General features: G+C 64.4%; 18 protein-coding genes, 1 other RNA gene and 1 riboswitch. Of the genes, 10 read left to right on the top strand and 9 right to left on the bottom strand.

All coding sequences use genetic code 11. From position 1 onward, the window contains the following. Positions 1-3 precede the first annotated feature (3 nt). The 9 genes from aroA to M1D32_RS07535 all read left to right on the top strand — a co-directional run bounded on the left by aroA (position 4) and on the right by M1D32_RS07535 (position 7,979). Entirely contained in the window at positions 4-1,395 is a 1,392-nt protein-coding gene (aroA, locus tag M1D32_RS07575) for a 3-phosphoshikimate 1-carboxyvinyltransferase (RefSeq protein WP_458781649.1), read from the top strand. Continuing rightward, positions 1,379-2,494, top strand: coding sequence for a ribosome small subunit-dependent GTPase A (gene rsgA, locus M1D32_RS07570; RefSeq protein WP_458781648.1), 1,116 nt, complete (start codon positions 1,379-1,381; stop codon positions 2,492-2,494). Before aroA ends, rsgA begins: the two co-directional genes overlap by 17 nt. Positions 2,495-2,542: 48 nt before the next feature. After that, positions 2,543-3,355, top strand: coding sequence for a histidinol-phosphatase (gene hisN / locus M1D32_RS07565; protein ID WP_163162417.1), 813 nt, complete (start codon positions 2,543-2,545; stop codon positions 3,353-3,355). Between the two features lie 156 nt (positions 3,356-3,511). Next, positions 3,512-3,625, top strand: a riboswitch (SAM riboswitch). A gap of 36 nt (positions 3,626-3,661) precedes the next feature. Beyond that, the gene (locus M1D32_RS07560; protein WP_458781647.1) at positions 3,662-5,101 is read left to right on the top strand and encodes an aminotransferase class V-fold PLP-dependent enzyme; all 1,440 of its coding nucleotides are present in this window, start codon (positions 3,662-3,664) and stop codon (positions 5,099-5,101) included. 111 nt (positions 5,102-5,212) lie between these two features. Further along, positions 5,213-5,971 carry a class I SAM-dependent methyltransferase gene (locus M1D32_RS07555; RefSeq protein WP_458781646.1) on the top strand — a complete coding sequence of 253 codons (759 nt, stop codon included), beginning with the start codon at positions 5,213-5,215 and terminating at the stop codon, positions 5,969-5,971. A gap of 31 nt (positions 5,972-6,002) precedes the next feature. Beyond that, the gene (locus tag M1D32_RS07550; RefSeq protein WP_458781645.1) at positions 6,003-6,719 is read left to right on the top strand and encodes a metal-dependent transcriptional regulator; all 717 of its coding nucleotides are present in this window, start codon (positions 6,003-6,005) and stop codon (positions 6,717-6,719) included. Then, positions 6,716-7,147 carry a fluoride efflux transporter FluC gene (locus M1D32_RS07545; protein ID WP_458781644.1) on the top strand — a complete coding sequence of 144 codons (432 nt, stop codon included), beginning with the start codon at positions 6,716-6,718 and terminating at the stop codon, positions 7,145-7,147. Before M1D32_RS07550 ends, M1D32_RS07545 begins: the two co-directional genes overlap by 4 nt. Further along, the gene (locus M1D32_RS07540) at positions 7,147-7,566 is read left to right on the top strand and encodes a fluoride efflux transporter FluC (RefSeq protein ID WP_458781643.1); all 420 of its coding nucleotides are present in this window, start codon (positions 7,147-7,149) and stop codon (positions 7,564-7,566) included. The genes M1D32_RS07545 and M1D32_RS07540 overlap by 1 nt, the downstream gene beginning before the upstream one ends. 44 nt (positions 7,567-7,610) lie before the next feature. Beyond that, positions 7,611-7,979, top strand: coding sequence for a hypothetical protein (locus M1D32_RS07535; protein WP_458781642.1), 369 nt, complete (start codon positions 7,611-7,613; stop codon positions 7,977-7,979). A gap of 61 nt (positions 7,980-8,040) precedes the next feature. Here the strand turns inward: M1D32_RS07535 and M1D32_RS07530 are convergent, their stop codons facing one another. Then, positions 8,041-9,024 (bottom strand): S1C family serine protease, encoded by a 984-nt coding sequence (locus M1D32_RS07530; RefSeq protein ID WP_458781641.1) that lies wholly within the window; start codon positions 9,022-9,024, stop codon positions 8,041-8,043. A 472-nt stretch (positions 9,025-9,496) separates the two neighbouring features. Here M1D32_RS07530 and M1D32_RS07525 point away from each other — a divergent pair, with 472 nt between their 5' ends. Then, positions 9,497-11,647, top strand: coding sequence for an acyltransferase family protein (locus M1D32_RS07525; RefSeq protein ID WP_458781640.1), 2,151 nt, complete (start codon positions 9,497-9,499; stop codon positions 11,645-11,647). Positions 11,648-11,870: 223 nt separating this feature from the next. Here the strand turns inward: M1D32_RS07525 and ssrA are convergent. The 8 genes from ssrA to M1D32_RS07485 all read right to left on the bottom strand — a co-directional run bounded on the left by ssrA (position 11,871) and on the right by M1D32_RS07485 (position 18,305). Continuing rightward, positions 11,871-12,239: a transfer-messenger RNA gene (ssrA, locus tag M1D32_RS07520) on the bottom strand. A gap of 77 nt (positions 12,240-12,316) precedes the next feature. Then, the gene (gene smpB / locus M1D32_RS07515) at positions 12,317-12,790 is read right to left on the bottom strand and encodes an SsrA-binding protein SmpB (protein WP_458781639.1); all 474 of its coding nucleotides are present in this window, start codon (positions 12,788-12,790) and stop codon (positions 12,317-12,319) included. 84 nt (positions 12,791-12,874) lie between these two features. Then, a complete protein-coding gene (locus M1D32_RS07510; RefSeq protein ID WP_458781638.1) occupies positions 12,875-14,323 on the bottom strand; it encodes a peptidoglycan DD-metalloendopeptidase family protein in 1,449 nt (482 codons plus the stop codon). A 26-nt stretch (positions 14,324-14,349) separates the two neighbouring features. Further along, entirely contained in the window at positions 14,350-15,264 is a 915-nt protein-coding gene (ftsX, locus tag M1D32_RS07505; protein ID WP_458781637.1) for a permease-like cell division protein FtsX, read from the bottom strand. Then, positions 15,261-16,040, bottom strand: a complete 780-nt coding sequence (gene ftsE, locus M1D32_RS07500; RefSeq protein ID WP_458781636.1) for a cell division ATP-binding protein FtsE — start codon at positions 16,038-16,040, stop codon at positions 15,261-15,263. The genes ftsX and ftsE overlap by 4 nt, the downstream gene beginning before the upstream one ends. Before the next feature lie 194 nt (positions 16,041-16,234). Continuing rightward, positions 16,235-17,350: a peptide chain release factor 2 gene (gene prfB, locus M1D32_RS07495; RefSeq protein WP_458781635.1), complete on the bottom strand. Its 1,116-nt coding sequence runs from the start codon at positions 17,348-17,350 to the stop codon at positions 16,235-16,237. Between the two features lie 119 nt (positions 17,351-17,469). Then, complete coding sequence (locus M1D32_RS07490; protein ID WP_458781634.1) at positions 17,470-17,907, bottom strand: Tad domain-containing protein; 438 nt, start codon at positions 17,905-17,907, stop codon at positions 17,470-17,472. 5 nt (positions 17,908-17,912) lie between these two features. Then, the gene (locus M1D32_RS07485) at positions 17,913-18,305 is read right to left on the bottom strand and encodes a hypothetical protein (protein ID WP_458781633.1); all 393 of its coding nucleotides are present in this window, start codon (positions 18,303-18,305) and stop codon (positions 17,913-17,915) included. Positions 18,306-18,335 lie beyond the last annotated feature (30 nt).

Genomic DNA, 18,335 nt, shown 5'->3' with positions numbered 1-18,335 from the left:
GACATGACAGCCGCGCCCGCCACCACCCAGGACAACTCCGGACCATCCCTCCCCCACTGGCCCGCACCCTTCGCCTCCCGCCCGGTGAATGCCACCATTACGGTGCCTGGTTCGAAGTCGCTGACCAACCGGTACCTGGTGCTTGCCGCATTGGCCAACGGCCCGTCGCGTTTGCGCGCGCCGCTGCACTCCAGGGATTCCGCGCTGATGATTGACGCGCTTCGGCAGTTGGGCGCAACCATCACCGAGGTGCCGGGAGACGGGGCGTTCGGGCCGGACCTAGAGGTCCTGCCGCTCCCGGCGGATGCTGCGTCGGCTTCCACCAGGATCGACTGCGGCCTTGCCGGCACCGTGATGCGGTTTGTTCCGCCGCTGGCGGCGCTGCGGGACGGCGCCAGCCTGTTCGACGGCGACCCCCATGCCCGGAAGCGGCCCATGGGAACCATCATCGAGGCGCTCAAGGCGCTTGGAGTGGCCGTTTCCGCTGAAGGCGGCGGCACGCCGTCGTCACTGCCGTTTGTCGTGGAGGGCACCGGGGAAGTACGCGGCGGGCACCTGGTCATTGACGCCAGCGCATCCTCACAGTTCGTTTCGGCGCTTCTCCTGGTGGGGGCACGGTTCACCGAGGGCCTGCACCTTGAGCACGTAGGGAAACCTGTACCGAGCCTCGACCACATCAACATGACGGTCGCCGTCCTGCGGGGTGCCGGGGTTGTTGTCGACGATTCGGTTCCCAACCATTGGGTCGTTGCCCCCGGGCCCATCCAGGCCTTCGACCAGCGGATTGAGCAGGACCTGTCCAACGCCGGCCCGTTCCTTGCCGCGGCGCTGGCTTCCCGCGGAACGGTGCGGATTCCCGGCTGGCCGGAACAGACGCAGCAGGTAGGAGATCTCTGGCGGTCCATCTTGGCCGAGATGGGCGCGGAAGTTACCCTGCGCGACGGTGTCCTCACCGTAACCGGCGGACCTGAAATCAAGGGCGCGGATTTCGCGGACACCAGCGAGCTGGCCCCGACGGTCGCTGCGTTGTGTGCGCTGGCCAGCGGTCCCTCGCGGCTCAGCGGTATTGCGCACCTGCGCGGGCACGAAACCGACAGGCTGGCCGCGCTGGTCAACGAAATCAACCGCCTTGGCGGTGATGCCGAGGAGACCAGCGACGGCCTGGTGATCCGGCCCGCCACACTGCACGCCGGCGTCGTCCGCAGTTACGCCGACCACCGGATGGCCACCGCCGGGGCCATCCTGGGCCTGGCCGTGGAGGGCGTGCAGGTGGAGGACATCGCCACGACCGCCAAAACCATGCCGGACTTTCCCAATTTGTGGGCAGACATGCTCGCCCAGACAGGCCCGTCCCGTACCGGTACGGAAGGTTCTACCGGTGGCGCGCAGCACTGATTCCTGGGATGAATCGGATGTCCGCATTCGGCCCAGCAAGAAGGGTTCGCGCCCCCGCACCAAGGACCGGCCCAGCCATGATGACGCCGTGACGGGACGCATCATCACCGTAGACCGTGGCAGGTATACGGCCGTGGTGGGCGAGGACTCCGGCGACGAACGGGTAGTCATTGCCGCGAGGGCGCGGGAGCTGCGCCGCAACCCGGTGGTGGCGGGCGATTTCGTCTCCCTCGTGGGCGACGTGTCCGGCGAACCGGATACCCTGGCCCGGCTGGTCAGGATCCAGGACCGCAGGACCCTTCTGCGCCGCAGCGCGGATGACACCGATCCCGTGGAACGGGCCGTGGTGGCCAACGCGGACCAACTGGTGGTTGTGGTGGCGGCTGCCAACCCCGAGCCGCGCACCGGTTTTATCGACCGCGCCCTGGTGGCGGCCTACGACGCCGGGATCGAGCCGATCCTCTTGGTCACCAAAGCGGACGTCAAGGATCCAACGGAACTGCTGTCCAACTACACCCACCTCGACCTCCCCGTGATCATCAGCCGGACGGCCGACTCCACCGCTTCGGGGATCGATGCCCGCTCGGACGACGGCCTCTCCGCGCGGCTGGACAGCAAAGCCGTGGCGGAGCTCCGCGGCTACCTGGATGGAAAAGTGACAGTCATGCTGGGGCATTCAGGCGTGGGCAAGTCGACCATGGTAAACGCGCTGACCGGGGCCGAGCGTGCCACGGGCGGGGTCAATGCGGTGACGGGGCGGGGCCGGCATACATCGTCGTCAGCGCTGGCCCTGCGGCTGGCCGACGCACCCGCCGGCAGCTGGATCATCGACACCCCGGGCATCCGCTCCTTCGGACTGGCGCATGTAGACCCGGACCGGATCCTGCGCTCCTTCCCGGACCTCTCCCCCGGCATCGAAGACTGCGAACGGGGCTGCAAGCACACCGCCACGGCCGTGAACTGCGGCCTGGACGCCTGGGTGGCGGGCGGACATGCCGGCGCCACCGGGGAAGCCCGGCTGGCATCCCTGCGGCGCCTCCTGGGGACCGACCCCCGGCTGGAGGCGCAGGAGGCGAAGGAACTGGGCAGCGTCAACTGACGGTGCCGATCTCCCAGCAGAACCGCGCGCAGACGGTAGTTTGGAAACATGATCCAACCCGCTTCAAGCTACAACGATGACCTGCGCCTGGCACACGTCCTGGCAGACTCCGTGGATGACCAGACCATGAGCCGCTTCAAGGCCCAGGACCTTCAGGTGGAGACCAAGCCCGACCTGACGCCGGTCACCGACGCGGACAAGGCTGCAGAAGAAGCCATCCGCGGCCAGTTGTCACGCTCCCGTCCCCGCGATGCTGTACTCGGTGAAGAGTTCGGCAGCACCGGCCACGGGTCCCGCCGCTGGATCATCGACCCCATAGACGGCACCAAGAACTTCGTCCGCGGCGTCCCCGTCTGGGCCACCCTGATCGCCCTGGTGGATGAAGGCGAACCCGTTGTTGGAGTGGTCAGCGCCCCTGCCCTGGGCAAGCGCTGGTGGGCGGCCAAGGGCATGGGTGCCTACATGGGCCGGTCGTTGGCTGCTGCCACCCGCCTCCGCGTCTCCAACGTCGCCAACCTGTCCGACGCGTCGCTGTCCTACTCCAGCCTGGGCGGCTGGAAGGAACGCGGGAACCTGGACAACTTCCTGGGACTCACCGAAGACGTCTGGCGGACCCGTGCGTTTGGCGATTTCTGGTCCTACTGCATGGTGGCTGAAGGCGCGGTGGACATCGCCTGCGAACCCGAACTCAACCTTTACGATATGGCCGCACTGGTGCCGATCGTGGTCGAAGCGGGTGGCCGGTTCACGTCGCTGGAAGGGGAGGACGGGCCGTTCGGCGGTAACGCGCTGGCCACGAACTCCATCCTGCACTCCGAGGTACTCCGCAGGCTGAACCCTGACCTGGACGACCTTCTCTGAGCACTTTCACCGAACAATCAGCGGCGGGCGACTCCCAAGGGGGGCGCCCGCCGTCGTTTCTTCGGCCAAAGCAGTACTTTTCAGCAGCCGTAACAAAGCGCTTAACATTTGAGCCGGCTTCAAACCTTCCTGTCCCATGTCCTACGCTCTTAACCAGGTCACGAGTGCCAGCGCGAAACCCCGGTTTGCTGGCCGGCAACCCTCCAACCGCGGTGGGGTGCCCCGGGTGACGACCAGGCCGGTCCGGAACGGATGCGGCAAGCGCGGATTCCCGGAGCAGGGAGTCCTTTTCGAAGTGAGGTCTCTGTGACAACTGCCACCGTCTCCCCCAACGCCCCCGCCCGGCCCGACACCAGCCAGGCTGAAGCCGCTGTCCTCTTTGATGCCCGCCGCGCTGTTGCCGGCCGTCCCCTTGCTGCCGTGACGGGTGCGGAAATCCAGGCGCCCCTGATCTCCGGCGGCCACGTCCGGTATGCAAACCTCGACTATGGCGCTTCGGCTCCCGCTCTCTCGGTGGTCTCGGCCTACCTCAACGAGATCCTGCCCTTCTACGCGAGCGTCCACCGCGGCGCCGGCTACGCGTCCCAGATCAGCACGTCTGTTTACGAAAACGCACGCAGCATCGTCCGGGATTTTGTGGGCGGCCGCCCCGACGACTCGGTGATTTTCACGCGCAACACCACCGACTCCCTCAACCTCCTGGCCGGTTGCTTGCCTGCCACGGACGGGCGTCCGGACGGCGACGTCCTGTACCTGGACATCGAACACCACGCGAACCTGCTGCCGTGGCAGGGTGTCCCCCACCGGAGCATCGTTGCCGCTGACACTATCGCCGGGACCATTGAGTCCGTCCGGGCGGAGCTGGAGCAGGGCGGGGTGAGCCTGCTCGCCGTCACCGGCGCCTCCAACGTCACCGGGGAGATTCTGCCCGTCCGGGCCCTCGCCGCACTCGCCCACGAACACGGAGCCCGGATTGTGGTTGACGCAGCCCAGCTGGCGCCACACCGGCGTATAGATATCGCCCGGGACGGCGTTGACTATCTCGCGTTCTCCGGCCACAAGCTCTATGCGCCGTTTGGCTCCGGCGTTTTGGTCGGCCGCGCGGACTGGCTCGACGCCGGAACGCCCCACCTCGCCGGCGGCGGCGCCGTCAAGGAAGCCAGGCTCGACGGCGTCAGCTGGGCCACGGGCCCGGCGCGCCATGAGGGCGGCTCGCCCAACGTCCTCGGCGCAGCCACGCTGGCCCGCGCCACCCAGGTGATCGCCGGGCTGGACCAGGAACAGTGGCACGCGCACGAGTCGGCCATCCGTTCCTTCCTGGTGGAAGGCCTGCAGAAGATTGATGGCGTGACCGTGCACCAGATTTTCAAGGACACCAACCCGGACACGGACACGATCGGCGTGGTCAACTTCTCGGTGGAAGGCTACGACGCCGGGCTCGTGGCTGCCTACCTGTCCGCTGAGCACGGCGTTGGCCTGCGGGACGGCCGCTTCTGTGCTCACCCGCTGCTGAAGCGGCTCGGGCTTCCTTCCGGTTCCCTCCGTGCCAGTTTCGGCGTCGGCTCACGCCTTGAGGATGCAGAACGGCTCCTTGCCGGCATCGACGCGCTGCGCCACAACGGCCTGGGGTGGGACTACGTCGTCGACGCGGGGCGCTGGGTTCCCGCCAACGACACCCGGACCTACCCGCACTGGGCACCGAACACTCCGGGGACCGCCGGGGCCGCCCCCTGCAGTGATGACTGAGCCCTCATGCCCGCTAAGGGTTCGCGCTGGCTCTGCCTCCTGATCCTGCGCCTACCGTGGGTGCGGTAAATTCGAAGGATACCCAAGGGCATCGGACGAAGGAGGCCACGCGTGGTACGGGGTGGGCCCAGGCTTGACCACGGACGGCGGCGGGAGCTCGGCCAGAGCTTCCAGGACGGCGGCCGGCACTACCAGCAGGTCCGTCCCGGCTATCCGGAAGAAGCCGCAGAGTGGCTGGTGCCCGCGGGCGCCCGTGAGGCTCTGGATGCCGGTGCCGGCACCGGGAAGTTCACCGGGCTGCTGCTGGACATGGGCCTGGCCGTGACGGCGGTGGATCCCTCTGCGGACATGCTCGAGCAGTTACGGGCGCACTATCCCGCGGCCGCGGCAGTCCAGGCCACCGCTGAGGCGACGGGCCTGCCTCCCGCGGCCTTCGACGTCGTAAGCGTTGCCCAGGCCTGGCACTGGTGCGATGCCCTGGCAGCAAGCACTGAACTGGCACGCGTCCTGCGCCCGCATGGGACGCTGGGCCTCATCTGGAACCAGCTGGACACATCCGTCCCCTGGGTCCACCGGCTCTCCCGGATCATGCACGCAGGGGATGTGTACAAGCCGGACTTCCGGCCGCATGTGGGGCCCGAGTTTCGAGGGCTTGAGGGCCATGTCACCCACTGGCAGGACCACGTCAGCACTACCGGCCTGGTGGAGCTTACGAAGTCGAGAAGCTACTACCTGCGTGCCAGCGAAACCACCCGGGCGAAAGTGCTGGCCAACCTGGACTGGTATCTGCACGACCACCTGGGACACAGCCTGGATGAAGTGCTCGAACTGCCGTATCTGACCCTTACCTGGCGGGCCTTCAAAGCGTGACGGTGAACCGGCAACGGGTAGGCTAGGAGCTGTGAAGACCAGCGCGCCCTCCTCCTCCATCGAGGATTACGTCAAGGTCATCTACTCCTTCACGGAATGGCAGGACAAGGCCATCACGTCCTCCCAGCTTGCGCAGCGCCTCGGCGTCGCCAATTCATCGGTTTCCGAAATGGTCCGCAAGCTGAAGGACCAGGGCTTCGTAGACCATAAGCCCTACAGCGCCATCACACTGACGGACGCCGGCGTCCGGCTGGCCCTCTCCATGGTGCGCCGCCACCGCCTGATTGAGACCTACCTTGTCCAGCAGCTGGGCTACAGCTGGGACGAGGTCCACGACGAAGCCGAGCTCCTGGAACACGCCGTCTCGGACACGTTCATTGAGCGGGTTGCGGCAAAACTTGGAAACCCGCAGCGGGATCCGCATGGTGACCCCATTCCCACCGCCGACGGGAAAGTGCTGATGCCCCGCGCCCACCTGATGGGTGAGCTGGACCAGGGGCATACCGGCAGGATCACAAGGATCAGCGATGAAAACCCGGACCTTCTCCGCTATCTTTCCGCCGAGGAAATAGACCTCGACGCCGAAGTGGAGGTTGTGGGCCGCAAACCGTTCGGCGGCGCCCTGGTGGTTCGGATCAGGAACTCGGGCCGGACCAGGGATTACGATCTGGCCGATGAAATCACGTCAGCCCTGTGGGTGCACAGTGACCATCCCCACCCGGGCTGCCTGCTGGAGACGGCTGAATGAAGCCGGCGGGAATGCCGACGGGCCGCGCCTGGCTCGCTGTCGCCGCCGGAGGCCTGATCGGCACTGAACTGCGCTACGGACTAGGGCTGGCGTTTCCGGATCTTCCCGGTGTGGTTCCCTGGGCCACGCTGTTAATCAACGTTGGCGGCAGCTTCGTCCTGGCTGCGTTGACCACAATCTGGATGGCCCGCCCGAAGACCGCGTTCTGGTTACGCGCGGGGCTGGGACCCGGCCTGCTGGGGTCCTTCACCACCTTCTCTGCCGTGGTGTTTTCCGTGGACCAGTTGGCCCGCGCCGGCGAGCATCCGGTCTGGGCAGCCTACCTGGCCCTGTCAGTGCTGCTGGGGCTGGCGGCGGCAGGCCTGGGGTGGCGGTTCGGCAGGTTGATGGCCTTTGGCCATGACATCGGCGAGAGCCGCAGGGCGTGATGGCTGCTGCCCTGGTGGGCCTGTTTGGCGTCGCCGGCGCGCTTGTCCGTTTCGGCGTGGACAGCTGGTTCGCGCATCACACGTCCATCAGTGCGGACGGCTCCGATGGCAGTTCGCCGCGCGGTTTGGGGCACAAGGCGCGGCTGCACTGGCCTTGGGCCACGCTGCTGGTGAACGTCACGGGCTGCCTCATCATTGGCATCTCCCACGCCACGGCCATGAAACTGGGGCTGGCCCCGGAATGGGAGGCTTCAGTGGCAACGGGGTTGGCAGGCGGACTCACCACCTTCAGTTCATGGACAACGGCAACGGTGCGGTTGTTGGCTGAAGCACGGTTCGGCTCCGCCGTACTGAATGTGGCGGCCAACCTTGTCCTGGGCTTCGTGGCCGCAGCGGCGGGCATCGCCCTCGCTTCCTAGCGCTCCTGCAGGCAATTTGGCCGGCTCGCGTATCGTGGATGGTGATGATTAGCAGACGCGACGCGGCCATTGCCCTTGATGTACCGATGGAAATGGCCCAGCGCCACGGCCTTCCAAAATGGATGACCGAAGCTGAACTGGGTGAAATTCTTGACAACCCGCCGCCGTGGCTGGTCCAGTCCCGCGCCAACCGCACCGGAAAGCGGCCTGTCTGGGTCCACCTTGAGTGCGCCGTCTGCGGGTACGAGGAAGCAGCGCGCCCTAAAAAGTGGTGGCCCGACTTTACCTATGTTGTGTGCGGCCACCACAATCCCGAAGAAGTTCCCCGCGTTCGCGAGGGGTACGTCCGCAGCGAGTTCGACGGCGTGGGCACCCGTTTTGTAGGCATCGCGGACGTGCCGGGGCAGGGCTAGGCCCCTCTTTTAAGGCAGGGCCGCTCTTTTCCGGCCAAGGCGCCTTTGCTGGAGCGGGCGCTTACTTTCCGTTGCTGACCATCTCGTCGGGGACGGCCGTAAGGTGCATTTCCTTACCGTCCCGCAGTACGGCAAGCAGGAGCGGTTCGCCGATGGCGTCCGAGAAGAGCAGGCGCTGGAGGCTTTCGGCGTCGCTGACAGGGCGGCCGCCAGCGGCGAGGAGAATGTCCCCCGCTGCCAGGCCCGCTTTTTCTGCCGGAGAGCCGGCGAGCACCTCCACCACGCGCAGCGCATCCCGCTGGCCCGTCCTTATGACGGCGCTGGGGCTGAGGCTGGTCGGCGTGCTGACCAGCCCAAGGTAGGCGCGCCGCACCCGGCCGTCCGCCAGCAGGGCCGAGATGATCCGCTGGGTGGTGGCGTTGATGGGGATGGCCAGGCCGAGTCCGGCGCCTGCCACGGCGGTGTTGATTCCAACGATCCGGCTGTGCGTATCCGCCAGCGCACCACCGGAATTGCCCGGGTTGAGGGCGGCGTCCGTCTGGATGACGTCCTCTATGACCCGCCGATTGCCTCCGGACCATACCGGGATGGCACGCCCCAGGCCGCTGACCACTCCCGCAGTCACCGAGCCGGCCAGGCCCAAGGGGTTCCCGACGGCGACCACCAACTGGCCCACCCGCAAGGTCTCGGCGGCACCAAACTGTGCCGGCGCCACCCGCGGCGGCCTTCCGTGGACCACCGCGAGGTCGGACAGTGGGTCCGCGCCAACAAGTTCCAACTCCATCCTGTTGCCGTCGGCGAAGACTGCGTGCCCTCGCTGCGTACCGGCCACGACGTGGGCGTTCGTGAGGAGGTAACCGTCCTCAGTGAAGAGCACCGCGGAACCGGCACCAACGCGGACGCGACCGTTGCGGCGGGCCGCGGACATTTCCAAGGCAGCGACGTGAGGTGTGACTGTGGCAGCCACGCGCATCACTGTCTGCGAATACGAGTCCAGGGCGTCGACGTCAGGCGCCTGTGAAGCTGGCTCGCTCCCCTGGTTCATGGGGCACCTCCTGGCTCAACCGGATCCCGACGGCGAGGGCGGTGCGGGCTCCTACCGGAGACAACGACCGGGGACGGGCTGCTAGTCCCGGCTGCGCTACGCCGTGGGTGAACGGTCCGCTGCGTGGGGCTACTGGCTGCAGGTCTCTGGCGCGGCGGGAGACGGAACGTTATCGGCATCAGGCAGTGCTAAAGTACGGGAGGGCAATTGAGTCCGCCGCCCAAAGTTGGGGTGTTCATCGTGGCGTCGTCCACGCTGCAGCTCCAAGGGGGCTGCTTTCATCCCGCCGCTCTATCGCGCATTAGGCGGCGCCTGCCACTGCAACGCAGCAGTTGATGCGCTTGTCCACTGGTGCCGCCAAGGCAAGGGCAGCAGGAACGTGTCAGGAAAAGCAGCAAGGGCCGGTGACCGACGCCGGTACCCAGCGCGTGGCAGCGCTTGCGCTTTCAGAGTTTATTAACAAGGAGTACGTGTGACCGGTCAGGTCTTGTTGCCAACCCGGGCGAGCGTGCGGCGGACAGAGGCTTTCTCTGCGACGCGAAAAGATATACAGGCCCTGCGTGCCCTGGCAGTTGGGCTCGTGGTTCTCAACCATTTGTGGCCGCTGAGACTTCCAGGCGGTTACGTGGGGGTCGATGTCTTCTTCGTGATCTCGGGCTATCTGATCTCCAAGCACCTGCTCGGGGAGCTGGAGCGCTCGAACCGCATCGACCTGGGACGCTTTTATTCACGGCGGATCAAGAGGCTGCTTCCTGCCGCAACCCTTGTCGGCGTCGTTTCGCTGCTGGCCGCGTGGGCCCTTCTGCCGTTTTCGCGCTGGGTCTCCATAGCGCAGGAAACCATGGCGTCAGTTCTCTACGTTGAAAACTGGGTTTTGGCGGCGAAGTCCGTGGATTACTCAGCGCACAATGAAGACGCTTCAACGGTGCAGCACTTTTGGTCTCTCTCCGTGGAGGAGCAGTTTTATCTGGTCTGGCCACTGCTTTTCCTCGGGCTGTTCACGGCCGCGGCGCGGATCCGCATCCGCCGGCGGGCGTTTCTTGCCCTAAGCATCGCTGTGGTCAGCGCCATATCATTGGCATTTTGTATCTGGTTCACCTACACCAACAAGAGCCCGGCCTACTTTCTCACGCCAGCTCGAGTTTGGGAGTTCGGCGCCGGGGCCCTGGTTGCGATCGGTGGCGCCCATGCGGTGGGGGCGTTACGCCTGCGGCTGCCGGCCCGCCATCTAGCGCTGTCAGGAGCGGCACAATGGCTGGGCTACGGCCTGATAGCCTATTCCGCCTTTTCATACAACGAGCAGACGTTCTTCCCGGGAGTTGCTGCGGCGGTTCCGGTCGCAGGCACCTTGCTGGTGGTGGCCTCCGGACCGAACAGCCCATTCTGGTCGCCAAACCAGCTTCTCGCTGCCAAGCCCATCCAGGTGTTGGGGGACCTGTCCTACTCCCTGTACCTGTGGCACTGGCCCCTGATCGTCCTGGCGCCGGCGCTTTTGGGCCACCCGCTGTGGACCCTGGACAAGATCGTTGTTTTGGTGTTGGCCATCGCGCTTGCCTATGCGTCCAAAAAATTTGTCGAGGATCCGGGCCGCGCGAAGCTTCTGCAGGGAGCCAAGCCAGCACGCGTCATGGTGTCCATGGCAGCCGCGATGGCAGTGGTCTGTGCCCTGTGCGGTGGCCTCTTGCTGAGTTACGGCAAAGCCCAGGACGCCGAAGCGGCGAAGCTTCTGGATCTTTCCGGGGGGCCCTGTTTCGGTGCGCGCAGCCTCGACCCGCGAAACAATTGCGATGACCCCTTTGGCCCTGCCCAAGTCGCAAATGTGGGTCCGAACGAAGCGCCGTGGTTCGACGCGCCGGAGTGCCGCCCGTCAGCCGACCCCATAGTTGTTGAAGATGAAAAATTCCTGACGGAATGCGATTTCACCGGAGGGGCCAAGCCGGGAGCAACTGTTTGGCTCGTCGGCGACTCGCACGCCGAGCAGTGGAAAAGCGCGCTCCACGAGCTTGCAAGGCTTCACAGATGGAAGCTGAAGGAGTCCATGGTAGGCGGTTGTCCTTTCGTCGACGTAAAGCGCGTCGCCTTCATGGGCGAACCGGCGACTGATCCGCACGCGCAGCAGCGCTGCTTGTCGTGGAGTACGCAGGTCACCGAACGGATAGTCGAGGAAAAGCCCGACATGGTTTTCGCTGCATCCTTCGGGGCCGGTGAAACAATTGATGATGGCACCGGCCGCTCCCAGTTGGATCAATACAACGACGCCGTGGCCGAGCGATTACTCGACTGGACTAGTGGCGGTTCTCGGGTCTACGTCTTGCGGGATCCCCCGCTGACGCTGCGCCACAGCAGCCCGGACTGCGTCGCCGTCAACCAGCAGCAGCCCGTCAATTGCGCAAACGGGCGGGCTGAGGCTTTGGCACCAGACCCGGTAGCAAGCGCAGCCCATGGCATGGGCGAACCCGACGTTAAGGTCCTCGACCTGACGGACCAGTTTTGCGACGAGCAAACCTGCTATGCAGTGATCGGCGGCTTGCAGGTTTACTTCGATTACGACCATGCCACACGCAGCTACATCCGCTCGCTGCTTCCCGTGCTGGCCCAGAGATTCAACGAGGCCCGGCAGTAAATCTTCCTGTTCGGTCCAGCGCCCACGTGGATACCCCCGACTTTTCGCGTCGGTGGAAGCTTCACCTGGGCTGACAGAGACTCCTATCAGTACCGCTTTTCCGCCAACCCACCAGGAACTACCAACCCGGAGAACTAGGCAAAGAAAAACACCCCGGTCCGAGGACCGGGGTGTTTAACCGACGATGCGGCCCTCCCATCCGGGAAGTGCCGCATCATCGCAAATGTGGAGATGGGGGGAATTGAACCCCCGTCCGATGTCGTGTTGTCAGGGCTTCTCCGGGCGCAGTTTGCGTCGGATTTTCTCGGCCCCAGCCATGCTGCAAACAGCTGGCTGATCCGGGCCCAGTCATCTAAGAGTCCCGCTTACCCCGATGACGGGGGTAAGCAGCAGTGGCTATCTAAATGACGCCAGGATCCGGGGCGATAGCAACCTCGGGCTGACGGACTGTCTTACTGGTTAAGCAGCAAGAGCGAAGTCAGTGCGCTTAGATTCGGCACTTATTGGTTTGCAGAAAGCGTTTACGAGATAATTCTGCATCCTCGGCCCGCTTCACCTGTCGCGACTAACATCGTCGAAACCGATCATCCCCATATTTTTTTATCAAACCGGCAGGCAAGCTCGCCGGACTACTTATCATAACGCATGATTCGGGTAATTCATTCCAGCCTAGCGGCGGCGGTTGCGTTCCCGCATTTCCCGCTGGGCTTCGCGGTTGTCCTGCTGTTCGCGGAGAGTCTGGCGCTTATCGTACTCACGCTTACCGCGGGCAACCCCAATTTCAACCTTGGCCCGGCCGTCAACGAAGTACAGCTGCAGCGGAACGATGGTGAAGCCCGATTCGCGCGCCTTGTGCGAGATCTTGATCAGTTCCTCGCGGTGCAGCAGCAGCTTGCGGCGACGACGGGCCGCGTGGTTGGTCCAGCTTCCCTGGTTGTACTCGGGGATATGGATGGCTTCCATCCACAGCTCGTCGTTGTAGAAGGTGCAGAATCCGTCCACCATGGAGGCGTGGCCCTCGCGTAGGGATTTTACTTCCGTTCCCATGAGCGCGATTCCAGCCTCGTAGGTATCCAGCACATGGTAGTCGTGCCGGGCCTTCCGGTTGGTGGCCACCACTTTACGGCCACTTTCTTTAGGCAAGGGAAAGCTCCTCCGTTCAAGAATCGGGTGTCCTCCGGGCCAACGGGCGCGGAGTCATTCCAGTGTACGGCAGGGTTAAGCGCCCTACAGCAGCCCCATCGGGTCCACCGGGCTGCCGTTGAGCCAGGTTTCGAAGTGGGCGTGGCAGCCGGTGGAGTTGCCGGTGTTGCCCGAGTAGGCGATCAGCTGGCCCTGCGAGACGCGCTGGCCGTTCGACACCACGATGCTCGCGTTGTGATAGTAGATGGTGTTCAGGGTGTTGCCCTGCATCAGCCCGTGAGAGATCTTCACCCGCCAACCGCCTCCATCAGCGGAGCTCCAGCCGGAGCTGAAGACCTCCCCTGCCGCTGCAGCGTAGACAGGTGTGCCGCAGGCTGCTCCGAAGTCCAGCCCCGTGTGCATGTAGCCGCCCTGCCCATAGAAGTCGATGGTGCCTGGCGGGGTGGCCCGCCACCCAAAGCCGGACGTTATAGGCACGCTGCCGCCGAAGGGGTGCCTCAGGCCGAAAGCCGACGGCGACCCGGCCGGCGGCATAAAGGACTGCACCGGCGGCGGAGGCGGGGGCGCCTGACCCTTCGCTGCTGCCGCCGCGGCAGCAGCGGCAGCGGCGGCAGCAGCTGCGGCTTCCGCCTGCCTCCGCTGCTCAGCCTCCCAGGCCTCGCGCAGCTTCCGGTCGCGTTCCTCTATTTCGGCTGCGACCGCGTTTTGGCTCGCCTGGACGCTGGCCAGCTGAGACTGAATGCCCGGCTTGGCGGCCTGCAATTCCGCGTCAAGGCGGGTGGTGTCGGTGATGAGCTGGTCGACCTGTTCCTTTTTGGCGGCCGCCTCGTCCCGGGCCGCTTTCTCCCTCTCCAGGGCGGCGTCAGCCTTGGCTTTCAGGTCCTTGATCTCGGCTTCCACCGCCTGCAGCCTTGCCTGGGAATTGACGTTGGTTGCGTTCTGCTGGGACAACTTGTCCATCGCCGCGTTCTGGCTCCGCATGGCCTGGTCCGCCAGGTCCATGGTCTCTGTCAAGCTTCCGCCGTTGTTCGAGCCAAAGAACAGGGACAGGTTCGAGGGCACTCCCCCGGACTTGTACGCCTGGGTGGCAATCTGGCCAATCAGCTTCTTTGTATCCGCAATCTTCTGTTTGTCGGTTTCCATCTGCTGCGTGATTTTTGCCTTGTTCTGCTGGGCCATGTCCACGCGGGCGGACAGGGCTTCAACTTCCTTGACAGCTCCGGCTACGCGGCCTTGGGCCTCGAGGAGGGCTTGCTGGGCGCCGGGCAGCTGGCCCTGGTAGATCACCAGGTCGCTGGCCGCCTTGGCGATACGGGAGTCGACGAATTCCAAGGACTGCTGGACCCTGGCTGCTTCTGCTTCAAGAGCTTTTTGCTTGTCTTCAAGCTCGCCGGCGAAAGCCACCGGAGCGGAGGAAGCCAGCCCTGCGGCGAGGACGACTGCGAGCACAGCGCTGATGACGCCGGTTCGCTGGGGCGCCCCGTCCCGGCTGTTCTTCCGGTGCCGCGGGGAATTTTGGTCCATTGAATTCATGAGCATTCCTTGTTCGGTTTGCATACCTAGACGCGAAGGTATCTGCGCAAGGTCAAGAGCGACGAAATTCCCGCCAAGGATCCACCAAGGATTATCAGCGCGGGTACGAGGATCAGCGTTTGGCCGGATGAGATGAAGGCGGTATCCGGGTACTGCTGGGACATGAACTCGCCGAGGAAGAAGTGCGCAACCGCCCAAAGGGTGGCGGAGGCAAGTGCAGCGCCAATGACCGCAGCGATGACGCCTTCGAGGATGAAGGGCAGCTGGATTACTGTCTTGGAGGCACCCACCAGCCGCATGATGCCGGTCTCCCGGCGGCGGCTGAAGGCGGAAAGCCTGATGGTGGTTGCGATCAGCAGGATGGCGCACACGATCATGACACCGGCGATGCTGACTGCCACCAGGGAGGCACCGTTCATCACCGAAAAGAGGCGCTCAAGCAGCTGGCGCTGGTCGATGACCGTTTCCACCCCGGGCTGGGAGGAAAACGTCTCGCTGATGATCTGGTACTTTTCCGGATCCTTCATGTTGATACGGAAGGAGGCCGGAAGCTGGTCCGGGGTCACCGAGTCGACGATGGGCGAATTCGAGAACTGGTCCTTGAAGTGGTTGTAGGCCTCTTCCCTGGATTCAAACTGGAAGTCGTTGATGTACTGCGCCACGGCGGGAGACTCCAGCAGCCCGTTAAGGCTTTCCTGCTGCTCGGGGGTGACGGGCCCGCCGGCGCAACCAGCCGCCGTCGACCCTTCACTGCACAGGAAGATAGCCACCTGGACCTTGTCGTACCAGTAGCCCTTCATTTGGTTGATCTGCATCTGCAGCATGCCAGCGGCGCCTACGAAGGTGAGCGAGACGAACGTGACCAGAATGACCGAGACCACCATGGAGAGGTTGCGGCGGAGGCCGCTGGCGATCTCGCTGAGGATGAAGGCGAGCCTCATCGCTGTCCCTCCTCTTCCCGCGACCGTCCGGTCTCCAGGTTTTCCCTGCCGCTGGCGTCTTTCAGCCTGCGCGACTGCCCGACGACCGGAATCATAGAGGTGTAGAGGGCCTTTGCCTCGTCGCGGATAACGACGCCGTTCTTGAGTTCCACCACGCGCTTGCGCATTTCGTTGACGATGTCGTCGTCGTGCGTGGCCATCACTACAGTGGTTCCGTTTTGGTTGATTTTGTCCAGAATGCCCATGATGCCCATCGACGTGGTGGGATCCAGGTTTCCGGTGGGCTCGTCAGCGAGGAGAATGCCAGGCCGGTTGACGACGGCGCGGGCTATGGCCACGCGCTGCTGCTCACCGCCGGAAAGCTCGTGCGGCATGCGGTGTTCCTTGCCCTCCAGCCCGACGGTCTTGAGGACCTCGGGAACGGTGTCGCGGATGACGCTGCGGCTTTTGCCAATGACCTGCATGGCGAATGCTACGTTCGCGAAGACGTTTTTTTGGGGCAGGAGCCGGAAGTCCTGGAAGACGACGCCGATGCCCCGGCGGAGGCGGGGTACGCGCCAGCTGGAAATTTTGGCGACGTTCTGGCCGGCCACGTAGACAGCGCCGGAGGTTGCCCGGTCCTCCTTGAGGACGAGCCGGAGGAAGGTTGATTTGCCGGAGCCGGATGCACCGACCAGGAAGGCGAATTCGCCGCGGTCAATCTCAAGGTTGACGGAGTCCAGCGCAGGCCGGGCTTTCTGGTCGTAGACCTTGGTGACATTTTCGAATCGGATCATGGCCCTAAGTACCCTGCAGGGCATGGCTGATTCTGATGCAGCCCAGTTCTGCAGCCGGTGCGCGGGTTTCGTTTGGGGGAAGTAGGGCCCCGGCCCCTCGACTATACGCAGGAACTCCGGTGTATCACGCGGGTTTCAGGGGGCGTGTCGCCGGATGCTGCCTGGCCTGATGGCGTAGTTGCCGGTGCTGCGACCTATTTTTCGGCGTTGCGGTTGTCGGTGCGCCACCGGATGCCGGCGTCGATGAAGTCGTCGATTTCGCCGTCGAACACAGCCGAGGTGTTCCCGACTTCGTGCTCGGTCCTCAGGTCTTTGACCATTTGGTAAGGGTTGAGGACGTAGGAGCGCATTTGGTCGCCCCAGGACGCCTTCACATCACCGGCGAACGCTTTCTTCTCGGCGTCCTCCTGCTCCTTTTTCAGGAGCAGGAGCCTGGATTGCAGGACACGCATCGCTGCTGCCCTGTTTTGCAACTGCGACTTTTCGTTCTGCATGGAAACCACGGTTCCGGTGGGGAGGTGCGTGAGGCGGACCGCGGAGTCAGTGGTGTTGACTGATTGCCCCCCGGGGCCCGAGGAGCGGAAGACGTCGACGCGGATCTCGTTGTCCGGAATCTCGATGGAGTCCGTTTGCTCGATCAGCGGGATGACCTCGACGGCGGCGAAGGAAGTCTGGCGCCGGCCCTGGTTGTCAAAAGGGCTGATCCTCACGAGCCGATGGGTGCCGGCTTCGACGCTGAGAGTCCCGAAGGCATAAGGGGCCTTTACCTCAAAGGTTGCAGACTTCAGGCCCGCTTCCTCAGCGTAGGAGGTGTCCATGACAGTGGTGGGGTAACCGTGCCGCTCGGCCCAGCGGAGGTACATGCGCATCAGCATCTCGGCGAAGTCGGCAGCATCCACCCCGCCGGCTCCCGCACGAATGGAGACCACTGCTTCCCGCTCGTCGTACTCGCCTGACAGCAGGGTGACGACTTCGAGTTCCTTCAGCGCCTTCTTGATGGACTCCAGTTCAGCGGCAGCCTCGCCCATGGAAGCGGCGTCGTCCTCGTCCTGCCCGAGCTCCACCAGAACCTCGAGGTCGTCGATCCTTGAGGCCAGGTTGTTGAGGCGTTCCAACTCTGACTGCCGGTGGGAGAGCCGTGAAGTGATTTTCTGCGCCGCTGCGGGGTCGTCCCACAGGTCCGGTTCGCCGGCCCGCTCGCTGAGTTCGGCGATGTCTTCCTTCAGTGCCTCTACGTCGGAGACTCGCTCAATTGACTCGTAGGTGGCGCGAAGGGCGCGGATTTCAGCGGAAAAATCAATATTGGCCATGGTTGTTTAAGCCTACGCTATCCGGCAGAAGGCCCGGGCCTTGCGCCCAGCGGTTCAGTTATGGAGCTCAGTGCTGGTGCCTCGTGGACCATGTCCTAGTGTCCTGGCACGCCGCGGCATCAGCGGGTCAGCCGCGAGCGTGCGGTTGAAGTCGCCTCGATCCTGATGCCATCGGGCATCAGGAAGTTCACCACGGGCGGGTGTACAGCAGCAGTCAACACTACGACGGCAGTGGAACCGTCAGGGCTCCCTGTTGCCCCCGCGACGGTGAGCCCATCGAAGCGCTGTGATGCGGGGCTCCTGGAGACAAAGTCGGCCGCCACGTTCCTCACCCTTTCAGGGCTCAGGACCGCGGAGGGACTCCCGCCCTGCACTTCCACTTCCCCCAATGTGTAGCTGTCGGCGGCAGCGAGGGAGGCGCCATCGGCCAAGGAAAGCAGCCGTTTGTGTTCGAGGTAGACGGACGAAATGCCGACGACCACAGTAGTGACCAGGAGGGCCAGAACGACGTAGCCAAGGATCATCACCATCATCTGGCCGTTTTCATCCCGCGGCATTCGCCTCACCGGAACCTGCCCACCAGTTGCGTTGATGAGGCCTCCACTTCGGTGGCGCTGAGGCGAAATTCTTCACTGAACGGCAGGAACGGGAGTGGCACCGTCAGACTCACAGTAACTGTGACTGTGCTGCCGGCCGCCTGGCAATCTCCGGGAGTGCATGACGTTGCCACCCGCGCCCCCTCCGGCTTGTGTCCGAAATCAGCGAGCGCGATCGCCACCGCCTGTTCGGCTGCTGCCTGGGCCGTCGCTGCATCAGGCTGCGCTACGTAGACCTTGGCAGCCTGGTCAGACGCCCCGACCACCGCGAAGGAGCCTTCCTGGATCTCGCTCATGGTGATGATGAAGTAAACGAGCGGCACCATCAGCAGGAGCGCCAGGAAGGTGAACTCAACCACTGCGCTCCCCCGTTCATCCTGGTCGGCGAG

The organism is Arthrobacter sp. D3-16 (assembly GCF_054408515.1).
This window is presented reverse-complemented; position numbering and strand designations above follow the sequence as displayed.